The sequence below is a fragment of the Methanosarcina sp. genome (assembly GCF_028693135.1).
In the GTDB taxonomy this organism is placed as follows: Archaea; Halobacteriota; Methanosarcinia; order Methanosarcinales; family Methanosarcinaceae; genus Methanosarcina.
This window is the reverse complement of the sequence record NZ_JAQUVZ010000001.1, coordinates 276,754-285,599: the sequence shown is the minus strand read 5'-3', so window position 1 is coordinate 285,599 and position 8,846 is coordinate 276,754. Positions and strand designations below refer to the sequence as shown.

The 8,846-nt window shown below is 43.7% G+C and carries 8 protein-coding genes; 4 read left to right on the top strand and 4 right to left on the bottom strand.

The features are described from left to right. Window positions 1–71: 71 nt before the first annotated feature. Entirely contained in the window at window positions 72–371 is a 300-nt protein-coding gene (locus PHF18_RS01125; RefSeq protein ID WP_300097287.1) for a zinc ribbon domain-containing protein, read from the bottom strand. A gap of 1,056 nt (window positions 372–1,427) precedes the next feature. Here PHF18_RS01125 and PHF18_RS01120 point away from each other — a divergent pair. The 3 genes from PHF18_RS01120 to PHF18_RS01110 all read left to right on the top strand — a co-directional run bounded on the left by PHF18_RS01120 (window position 1,428) and on the right by PHF18_RS01110 (window position 5,504). Further along, the gene (locus tag PHF18_RS01120) at window positions 1,428–1,880 is read left to right on the top strand and encodes a hypothetical protein (protein ID WP_300097285.1); all 453 of its coding nucleotides are present in this window, start codon (window positions 1,428–1,430) and stop codon (window positions 1,878–1,880) included. A 412-nt stretch (window positions 1,881–2,292) separates the two neighbouring features. After that, window positions 2,293–4,659: a heavy metal translocating P-type ATPase gene (locus tag PHF18_RS01115; RefSeq protein ID WP_300097283.1), complete on the top strand. Its 2,367-nt coding sequence runs from the start codon at window positions 2,293–2,295 to the stop codon at window positions 4,657–4,659. A 290-nt stretch (window positions 4,660–4,949) separates the two neighbouring features. Next, window positions 4,950–5,504, top strand: a complete 555-nt coding sequence (locus PHF18_RS01110) for a cytochrome c (RefSeq protein ID WP_300097281.1) — start codon at window positions 4,950–4,952, stop codon at window positions 5,502–5,504. Window positions 5,505–5,632: 128 nt separating this feature from the next. Here PHF18_RS01110 and PHF18_RS01105 read toward each other — a convergent pair whose 3' ends face one another. From PHF18_RS01105 to PHF18_RS01095, 3 genes are all read right to left on the bottom strand, one after another. After that, complete coding sequence (locus PHF18_RS01105) at window positions 5,633–5,851, bottom strand: PLD nuclease N-terminal domain-containing protein (RefSeq protein WP_300097279.1); 219 nt, start codon at window positions 5,849–5,851, stop codon at window positions 5,633–5,635. A 162-nt stretch (window positions 5,852–6,013) separates the two neighbouring features. Beyond that, the gene (locus PHF18_RS01100) at window positions 6,014–7,450 is read right to left on the bottom strand and encodes an MFS transporter (RefSeq protein WP_300097309.1); all 1,437 of its coding nucleotides are present in this window, start codon (window positions 7,448–7,450) and stop codon (window positions 6,014–6,016) included. 53 nt (window positions 7,451–7,503) lie between these two features. After that, window positions 7,504–7,719, bottom strand: a complete 216-nt coding sequence (locus PHF18_RS01095; RefSeq protein WP_300097277.1) for a hypothetical protein — start codon at window positions 7,717–7,719, stop codon at window positions 7,504–7,506. A 43-nt stretch (window positions 7,720–7,762) separates the two neighbouring features. Here PHF18_RS01095 and PHF18_RS01090 point away from each other — a divergent pair, with 43 nt between their 5' ends. Continuing rightward, window positions 7,763–8,629 (top strand): class I SAM-dependent methyltransferase, encoded by an 867-nt coding sequence (locus tag PHF18_RS01090; RefSeq protein WP_300097275.1) that lies wholly within the window; start codon window positions 7,763–7,765, stop codon window positions 8,627–8,629. Window positions 8,630–8,846 lie beyond the last annotated feature (217 nt).

The following is an 8,846-nucleotide window of genomic DNA, read 5'->3' as shown; positions in this document are numbered from 1 at the left end:
CCTCACGTCCACATTCCGGACCCTGACTTCAATTTAACAGGACAAAAATGCTATATTTGCTTCCAACATAATCATAAATTCAGAATGAGGGTCCGGAGTGCGAAATCAGAGGTACTTTCATGCCAAACTAATAATGCATTCACCATTTGAATAACCATAAAGAGAAGCCCTTTTCCTATCTCTCCGTTGTATATTTGACCCAGTCCTACCCATAAACAGGAAGCTACAGCAGCAAATCCTGGATTCTTAATTTGATTTTGTATTACACCAAATTGTCTTACACCACATTGTCTTACACCACATTTCGGGCATATCTCAGATGTTTCTAAAATCTCAGCACCACAAGTACGGCAAAAAGTTTGGTTAGTCACTTTGTACATCCTCCATTGGCAACTTTGTACAAAAAGTTACAAACTGTATTTACAACAGATACTAAAATATTTATATGTTGGCATTCCCTTAAATATTATATTTAGAAAAGGATACCACGTCGTTTATCCATCATTTTTCCAAAATTCTCACCATGGTTTTTTATTATCCGTATTCTCTGGAAGCAGCTTAATGTTTTATCTGTGTTTATGGCGAAAGCTGCTGTTGATCTTATATCACTTGTAGTCTGTAGAGTTATGTTTAGAATGGATACAAATTCCTTGATTGCAGAACTTTGATAGGGGTAATTGTGTCCTCTTTTGGATAGTTACTGACAGACCTGAGCCCAAGAGTCCAAAGCTCTTGATGATTGGGGGTAATTGTGTCCTCTTTTGGATCGTTACTGACAGGGGGTTTCCTGAATCAATGGGAAGCGCTCACATAGGGACGAAATCCACTGTGATTTTAGGATCCAGGGATGAAGAAGGTTTTAGGGAATCAGAAGAATCCAGATCTATTGAAATGTTCACAGGAGCAGCTTAACAGGCTGGCAGAGCATATTAAAGAGTTAAAAGAGGGAATATGATAAAAAGAAAGAGAAATAAAAGCAACCTGATAGATAATGGAACAAAACTAATTGTCCAATGCAAAAGCGGAGGACTTTGTATTAAGAACCCTAGAACGATGGCTGATGTAAAATGCATAGGGTGTGAGAGAGAAAGTAAACTGGGGGATTAAAAAATACCTGAGATATACCATCAGCCAGCTCGGATTTTGTGAGGCGGAGATGCAACAAGCTGAAGAAATGGCTTGATGAACAATTGACGAGACCTTCAATTATAGCTCAATCAGAACACAAGATAAATGAGCTGAATATGTCTATTTTTTAGCCAATCGGGACTCTATAAAGCCCCGGTTATTCAGGGCACTACGTTCTGTGAAAAATATTACCTGTTCGTTTGACGGAGTTGTTCCGATCTATCCTGACTGCAAGTTATTTCGGGCAACATTGCAAAGGGTATGAAAAGGTTAATATGTTGTAGTTATATTGATCTTTTATGCCGGATGTTTTATACTCTGAATTTTGTCGGTTATGGGGTTCCTGGAAAAGTGAAGCTGATCAGGCTGAATTTGCTATTGGGCTGATCAGACGTGCTCTTCTCAAGTTTGGTATGAAATGGGATCTTTATAAAAATCACTATGATTTTGATTCCGCGGTTGCGGATGAGATGTTTAGAAACTTTGCAGATTTGTTTATTGATATTTCTGTAGAGGTATCTGAGATATTGCCTGTTGAGTTCGGATCCGAGCTTTTTAAGCTTTCTATTCTTATGGTTGATGTGGCGAATGGACCAAAGTCCGGGTGTTCTAATGACGATCTTCTAAAAATCTATTCTGAATGTGATAGTAAAGCGAATGAATTTTATTCGAAATTGGTTGAATTTTCCGAACACGTTGCTTTAAAATCGGGTGATTCTAGCAATGTTGGCTTCACTGCCATGACATTTTAACCATTTTTTTCGATTAATTCGCTTGCTTCTTCAAGGGGTAAATCTGTCCAGCTTTACCCTCTTTCATTTCAGTAGTTGTTAATTGCTTTACGCCTTCCAATGATTGAGCGGGACTTTCTGATTAAATCTTTTTGTCTGAATGTCGGCTCCATAATAACACTACCTGGAGTTCAATAGTCAGACAGGACTTAAGGACATTAGTTTTTGGTTTGTTACTCCTTTCTATGGATTCCACTTGTTAACTTGATTTTTTAAGATATTACGTTTTTTCTTTATCGTATAGATAAAAGAACTACTACTTTTTGAAACCAATTCAATTATTTTTCGATGCAGGACGTTTGATTCCCTTATTTTCAAATATATTAAAGATTATAATATCTTAAATATAATTTAAATTAGGGGCATTGGATATATGCAGGCTGAAGATAAAGGGGTGGACACTGAAATTTCTAAAGTTCAGGTAAATGAGCCTTCTCTTTCTAATAACGAACATAACTCCGGAAGGGAAATGTCAGGAAATTCTCCTGAACTTCACGAAGAGAGTGGGAGTAAGCCTGCTGAAAATATGCTCCATGAGGGCCATCTGGAAGGTCAAACAGGGCATGCCGGAGAGAAAATCCAAACCCATGAGCAGCACGAAGGGATGAAACCTCAAGGTCATGGCGAGCATGAAGGAATGAAACCGCAAACCCATGAGCAGCACGAAGGAATGAAGCATCAGGGGCATGAAATGTCCGGGGGAAAAGGCCATGAAGATCATCATGCTCATATGCTTGCAGATTTCAGAAAAAGGTTCATTGTCTCTCTTATACTGACCTTCCCGGTTTTGCTGCTCTCTCCCATGATTCAGGGCTTTTTTGGCTTTGAACTTCGTTTTCCCGGTGCGGATATTCTTATCTTTTTGCTGTCCTCTGTCGTTTATTTCTACGGCGGCTATCCGTTTCTCAAAGGGCTGAAAGACGAGCTTGCAGAGAAATCTCCGGGAATGATGACCCTCATAGCTGTTGCTATCAGTGTGGCTTATTTTTACAGCTCTGCTGTGGTTTTCGGGCTTCCCGGAGGAGTCTTTTTCTGGGAACTGGTGACCCTTATCGATGTAATGCTGCTCGGGCACTGGCTTGAAATGCGGTCGGTAATGGGGGCTTCAAGAGCCCTTGAAGAGCTGGTAAAAATAATGCCCTCGGTTGCTCACCTGAAGAAAAATGGTGAAACTGTTGACGTGGGGGTTGACCAGTTAAAAATTGGAGATCGGGTTCTGGTCAAGCCCGGGGAAAAGATTCCTGTTGACGGGACTGTGGTAGAAGGGACTAGCAGTGTCAACGAATCAATGCTTACCGGGGAGTCAAGACCTGTAACTAAAAAGCCGGGGAATGAGGTCATAGGCGGTTCGATTAACGGGGAAGCGGCTTTTGTTGTGGAGGTCAAAAAAACAGGAAAGGACACCTACCTCAACCAGGTTGTCGAACTTGTCCGAACCGCTCAGGAAAGCAAATCAAAAACTCAGGACCTGGCAAACAGGGCTGCGATGTACCTCACGATCATAGCTCTGACTGCTGGAGCTCTCACATTTTCCCTCTGGATCTTCTTCGGTTACGAACTTGTCTTTGCCCTGGAGAGGGCAGTCACGGTAATGGTCATAACCTGTCCGCATGCTCTTGGGCTTGCAATTCCTCTGGTGGTTGCAGTTTCAACGTCAATTGCCGCAAAATCCGGGCTCCTTATCCGGGACCGGCAGGCGTTTGAGAAAGCCCGCAGCCTTGAAGCTGTAATCTTTGATAAAACTGGTACTCTCACTGAAGGCAGGTTTGGAGTAACGGATGTAGTTTCTCTCTCAGGCGAAGACGACAAAATGAACGAAAAAATGGATGACAAAAAGATCCTCAGCCTTGCAGCTTCCCTTGAAGCAAGTTCGGAACACCCGATTGCAAGAGGAATCCTTGAGAGTGCCAGAGAAAAAGGGATAGAGCCTGTTAAGGTCGAAAAGTTCAGTTCCATTCCAGGAAAAGGGATAGAGGGCATAATTGATGGCAAGAAATTCCTGGTAGTAAGCCCGGGCTACCTTGAAGAAAAAGGAATCAGCCTGAATGACGGGAAAATTGAATCTGAGAATATTGAATCTGAGAATATTGAATCTGAGAATATTGAATCTGAGAAAATTGAAGAAATTAAGGAGCAGGGAAAAACCGTTGTATTTCTGCTTGAAGGGGAGAGAGTGCTTGGAGCCCTTGCACTTGCCGATATTATCCGGAAAGAGTCAAGGGAAGCAATCTCAAAGCTCAAAGGAATGGGCATAAAATGCCTTATGCTTACCGGGGACAACCGCTATGTTGCTGCCTGGGTTTCCCGGGAACTGGAGCTTGACGACTACTTTGCGGAAGTCCTTCCTCACGAAAAGGCAGCAAAGGTCATGGAAGTCCAGAAGCAGTACGTTACCGGAATGGTCGGAGACGGGGTCAATGATGCCCCTGCCCTTGCCCAGGCTGATGTGGGAATAGCTATCGGGGCAGGCACGGATGTTGCAATCGAAACCGCCGATATCGTGCTGGTTAAAAACGATCCAAGAGATGTTCTGTACATTATTGAGCTTTCCAGAAAAACATACTCCAAGATGTACCAGAACCTGCTCTGGGCAACCGGGTATAACGTTTTTGCAATTCCGCTTGCAGCAGGAGTACTCTATGCATACGGCATTTTACTGAGCCCTGCCATAGGGGCAGTTCTCATGAGCCTGAGTACTGTAATCGTAGCTATAAATGCAAGAGCTTTAAAGATGGGGTGATTTAATGTTTGGAATAATTCGTGGTTTGATAAAAGCACTGGCTCTGACAGCACTGGTTTCTGCAGGAGTCAAATTCGTCTCAAAGTATGTACCGGGAAAAAGAAGAAAGTAATAAGCAGTAGACAGGAAGCCTGATAATTTTGACTGATTATTTTGACAGATAAACTCAGGTCTGATTTAATGGGGGTAAAAGTATCACAGACAGGGAGAGCAAAAGCAATAAATTCCTGATTCTCCTGCTGGTTCTGGTTGTCGCAGGAATAACTATCCTTATTTTTATGTTCGGGGCCATGTGGGGATTTTCTCGTACCGGGGATGACTTCTACAGCCGGTATGATACTTATTCGGACAACAGGACTTCATATCCTGGAAGAGGTATGTATCCAGGTAGTGGAATGTATCCCGGTGGCGGAATGTATCCCGGTGGCGGAATGTATCAGGGAAGGATTTCTCCTTCCTATAAAAAAAGTGATTTTGAGTCGAACGGAGAGATGATCTATTATACCGGATTTAACGAAAGTGGTGAGCTTATTGAGACCGAGTATGGTCCTCGCTGGCTGTACGTTCACGGAGGGGGTTGCGTGGATTGCCATCGGACTGACGGTAGAGGAGGCTATCGGGTAATGATGGGTTTTGAGGTCCCTTCGGATATCAGGTATGAAAGCCTTATTGCTGAAGATCACTCCGAAGAGGAAGAACATCCTCCATACACGGAAGAGACCATCAAAAGGGCAATTCGGGAGGGCATTGATCCTGCTGGTGAGTCTCTTGACCTGACCATGCCCAGGTGGAAGATGACTGATAAAGATGTAGGTGATGTTGTTGAATACCTTAAAACGCTTTGAGGGGAAATCCCCTCTCATTTTTCTTCAGATGTTTTGAGACTCTATCTTTCAAATATAAGCCTTTCATACATTCAAATAGCTTTTCTAGATCACCTGAATTCTTTGGAATTACCTGAGCCTTTCAGGAATTACCTGCCGAGTTCTTTGACTCTTTTAGGTTGCCTTATAAGGTAGTAAAGAAAAGCTCCTACAATATATGTAAAAACAATAACTATGACCCAGATAAGGCGTGTATTCCCTTTATCCGTTTCTTTTCGCAGGCAATCAACGAGGGTCCAGGCCCAGAGGATAAAAGAAAGAAGAAACATAAATCCGAATATAATGAGAATAAGGGAATTAACTGGCATTTTACTGTTTCCTGTTTTGGTTTTTTATTATTCCGGAGTTTTTTTTAATCTGAATTTTTTCTTAATCTGGATTTTTTCAGCCCTTTTCTATTTTCAATATACAGCCCTATTTACTTAAACAGTTTGGTTTTTCGCTTTTTTTCATTCCCGTTGTCTCTGGTATCAAATTCTTTTCTCAGTTTTTAGCTCTTTCTCAAATTGCCGGAGCCTGAAATTGAGTAAAAATACAATATAAATTACCATACCTGCAAGCAAAAAGGATCTTCCTGCAAATAGTTCATATAAAAGCCCGCCGAGGATCAGCCCGGTTATACTTGCAAGCCCTCCGAAACTGCTGGCAAACCCCTGTATAGTTCCCTGGTAGTTCTTCCCTGCAATTTTTGATAAAAGGGAAAGGAAAGAAGGCCACATAAGCCCGTCCCCCAGTGCGAAAAACCCTGTTGCAAGATAGGTCAGGAAGAGGTCTCCGGGGATAAGCAGCAGAAAGTTTGTGCCGAGCATCAGGCTTCCGACTATTATAAGCGAGGCATCTGAGTATCTTTTTGAAAGTCCTGGGAGTATAGATCCCTGCACAATTATCAGAAGGGCGCTCAGGACAGTAAAGTATATTCCCATTTCTGCGATGCCCCAGTCAAGGGCTGCGATTGCATGCAGGGGAAAAGCGGTGTAGAAAATATTGAAGCCGAGAAAGATGAGGAAGTAGAGGCCTAGCATATAAGGGATATTTGGAAGCTTTAAAACTTCCCTGAAGGAAGGCTTCCCGGCTTCCCGTGCAGTCCTGCACTCCTTTATCTCGTAGCCAAAGACTTTTCGTATGTCCTCAGAATCGGCAGGTCCCTCAAGAGAACACTCTTTGTTTTCAGGGATATAAAATACGATAAGTGCGGTCCCTATGAGTGAAATTACTACTGCGCCCAGGACTGGAGCTGCTTCTCCGTATGCTGTTATGCTCAAAAGCCCGGCAAGGGCAGGGCCCACTATGAACCCGAGGTTTGAGGAAATTGACATTTTTCCGAAATTTCGGTTTCTGTCTTTTTCTTCGGTAATGTCTGCCAGATAGGCATTGGCTACGGACACGTTTCCTCCGGTCAGCCCGTCAAGAGCCCGGGCAAAGAAGAGTACTGCAAGGGGCAGGGTGAAGACAAAAGCTCCCAGGACTCCAGAATCAACTTTAAAAAGGGTGGAGACCGGGAGAAAGAGGGCTGCAAGAAAGATAATCCATGAAAGCAGGGTTCCCAGCTGGCTTAAGAGCAGGATTTTTTTACGCCCGTAAATGTCAGACCACCTGCCGAGAATAGGGGCGCCTATGAGCTGGAAAACAGGATACATGGAACTTGCAAGCCCGTAAATGAAAGCATTGCCTCCAAGCCGATTCACCAGAAATACGAGGAAGGGGAGAACGATGCTGAAGCCCAGGGTCCCTATGAAGTTGACAGTAAGGAGAGGGAGAAGGTGAACATTTTCTCCTGTCGGAGGGTCAGGACTGTTTTCCTGACTCCTGTTTTCCTGACTCTTTCTTTCCTTATCTGTTTCTATATTTTCCGGTTTATTTCCGGAAGCCTTTTCCTTTGAATCTTCAGGAATCTTCCCCTCTCCCATTTTCAAGCGATATTTCAGGCTTATAAAATAACAGTGGCTTTTCAGATAACAGTTTACTCCCTGAGAATAATTTCTTTTTTAATCCTGAGGATCTCAGCCCAGTTCCGCTTCCCGCAATTCGGGCATTTCAGGTACTTCTTATTTACGCCGTTGGGGTTCAGGAAGTTTTCCAGAGTTGAAACCTCGAAAACCTCGCCGCATGACGGGCAACGGTAAGTGAAATTTTTAGTGTGCCAGGCAACGGCAGCAGAGTTCCTACGTGATAGCAAAATTAAACGTATAAGCCGCACTAAATGAATAGAAAGAGGCATCATGACAAAATCTGCAGCTAAAACAGGAGTGAGCCCAACAGCGCTAGTTGCTATTGAGCAATATTTTCCAGAGAAGCAGCGCATCATCGACGATGAGCTGGCCTATCGAATACTTCCGTTAGGCCTGAGATCTCTTGTATGGCTGATGCGGTTTAGTTCTTTAAGGACCTGGATGATCAGAGTTACCAAGAATGACACTCCTGGTCTCTGGGGTGGTATGCTGTGCAGAAAAAGGTACATAGACGAAAAGCTTATCGAGTCGGTCAATCAGGTTAATGCGGTCGTGAATCTGGGTGCGGGCTTTGACACCCGAGCGTACCGGTTATCAGCTCTATCTAACATGCCAATCTGGGAGGTCGATCAGCCTGAAAACATTAAGTCCAAGCAGACTCGGCTGTGTAAGTTGTTCGGAGCAGTCCCGTCCCATGTCAGGCTTGTGCCGATAGATTTCGATCGAGAAGAACTGGGCTCCGTTCTGGCATCATACGGCTACTCGGTGGATAAGCGGACATTTTTCATATGGGAAGCTGTCACGCAGTATCTGACTGAAACCGGAATCAGAGCGACTTTTGATTTTCTGGCTAAAGCCGAGCATGGAAGCCTTCTGGCTTTCACATATATTCGCAAAGACTTTCTTGATGGCCGGGTCATGTACGGCTGGGAGAATATCTACAAAAAGTACGTAAGGGATAAGATCTGGCTTTTCGGGATGGATCCGGAAGAGTGGCCGGGTTTTCTTGAAGAGTACGGCTGGCAGGTAGTCGAGCACGTCGGTTACGAGGAGCTTGCTGAGCGGTATATAAGGCCTACAGGCCGGGAACTTTCTTCTACGCTTGTCGAACGGATAGTTTACGCGGAGAAAATGTAATCTATTGCGCGCATGCACAACTAACTTCTTCTCCCTCCCTGGCGCGGCTGAGGCAACTGTTTTCGAGCAAATCGATGAGAAATCTTTGATCGCACCGTAAAATTGAGTATCAAAATCTCAATCTTCTGGCAATGAAATCAAAATGCAAAAAAGAAATTGCCTGCGGGCTGGGACAGGCAGTTTTTACAGCCCACGAGTTGCTTTAAGTTTTTAAAGC